We start from the raw sequence: 1,742 nt of genomic DNA on the forward strand, positions 1-1,742 counted from the left end.
AGAGTTGTAAACAAACGAAATTCCTATTTTAAATTCTAGTTATTTTTAGTGGTTTTTTCTTCTTTATTATTCTCGTTAGATTTATCTAAATCTTGTTCATTTCGTTCTTTGCTTTCGTTGTTTGTTTTATCGTTATCATTTTCTGTATTAGTAACATTTTGCTTTTTACCATCTCTTATTATATGAATGTCTTTTTTGATAAATTCAACTCTTATAGTTTTTTTGCAATCTTTTTCTAATGTTTTACCTATTTCCATATTTTTACTACATAACTCCACATAAGCAATATCTCCTAAGGTTGATAATATTTTCACATCTTTTAGCTCAATATAATTGCCTTTATAGTGATATTTGTTATTTTTATTGTAAAAACCATCAAACATATCTTTTATAAAACTATTTTTATCAACCATTATTGTAGCGTTGTAATCTCCCAAACCAGTTGCTGCAGATGTATTGTAATTTAAAAAGCAAAAATGACAAATTGCAATACAAGCCCATGCAAATCTGATTGTATTGATTTCAGTTTTGTGGCTTAATATTCTAAAAACTAATGCAAAAAACATTAAAAATGAACCTATAGAAACAATCAAGGTTATAATGTCAAATTTACTCATTATTAAAAGAATAAAAAATTGCATTATTGCTATTGTTGCTATGACTAAATATTTCATAAAAACATCAAAAAAATTTACTATTTTCATAACAGAAAATGAGATTATCGCTTCAATTGGCATATATGTAAGTAGTATTATTAGTGCTATAGCGAATAAATTTGAGAAGCCAAAAGTTAAAAATTGTTCAAAAGTTAAAACTAATGGATATTTTAATTTAAACATATATACAAATCCATAGGAAATTGCTGAAGTTATAATAAGAGATAGTAGTAAGAATTGTCCTATAATAAATGATGTTTTTCCTATTAATTTAATAATTTTTATCAATTTTAAACAATTCATCTTTTTAGTTTGTATTTTTTGGAGTTTTTTTTGTTCTTTTTTAACAACATCTTCTGTAAAATTTTTAAAATTCATTTTTTGTCTTATAATGTATTCTTTAAATTTTTGAAATTTCATTTTCAACCTTTAAATATTTTTTTATATTGTAGCAGATTAATATATTGTGAATTTTATTTGGTTATTGTTTGTGAAGTAAATGCAATAATACTTTTTACAAAAAAGTAAGAAAATGTATTTTGTAATTTTAGAATCGTTAGTCAAAATTCAAATTCTATATAAATTTGTAGTTTTATATTTTGATAATTTTTATAAATTCTTTTGCCATCTTTTTAATTTAAAAATTAATAGTAAGAATTGATGAGGTTTTGAAGTTTAAAAGAATTTGTATAGAAGATTGGCTAAAATATAAAAGAGCTTTTAATGGTGATTTAGTGTAGTTTAGGAAAAGTATCTTAGAATTTGATTTAAATTCGTTAAAAAGCACAAATTATAGTTAAAAAATAATCGTAAGTGTAGTCAATAAAATAAGGCTATTTGATAATTGTTATAAAAAATATTTCTAATAAATTTAGCTAGATTTTATAACAATGAAATGATTAAAACCTTTAATAATCAAAGATAAATATTCAATAGCTACAACACAACATAGATTTATTAATGCTTACTTATTAATTATGTTCTAAAAATGAAAATATATTTGTGGGCTAGTAGTAAGAAGTTATTTTTTAATAATTGTTTTAGTAAAAAATCTGTATTAAAATACTTGTATGGATACCATTTATC

1 protein-coding gene is annotated in these 1,742 nt (G+C 21.8%); it reads right to left on the reverse strand.

The window, feature by feature from the left end:
- Nucleotides 1–35: 35 nt before the first annotated feature.
- Nucleotides 36–1,076, reverse strand: a complete 1,041-nt coding sequence (locus KJQ97_RS09195; protein ID WP_214120660.1) for an APC family permease — start codon at nucleotides 1,074–1,076, stop codon at nucleotides 36–38.
- Nucleotides 1,077–1,742 lie beyond the last annotated feature (666 nt).

It is taken from the genome of Campylobacter sp. 2018MI01, from assembly GCF_018501205.1.
Lineage (GTDB): Bacteria > Campylobacterota > Campylobacteria > Campylobacterales > Campylobacteraceae > Campylobacter_E.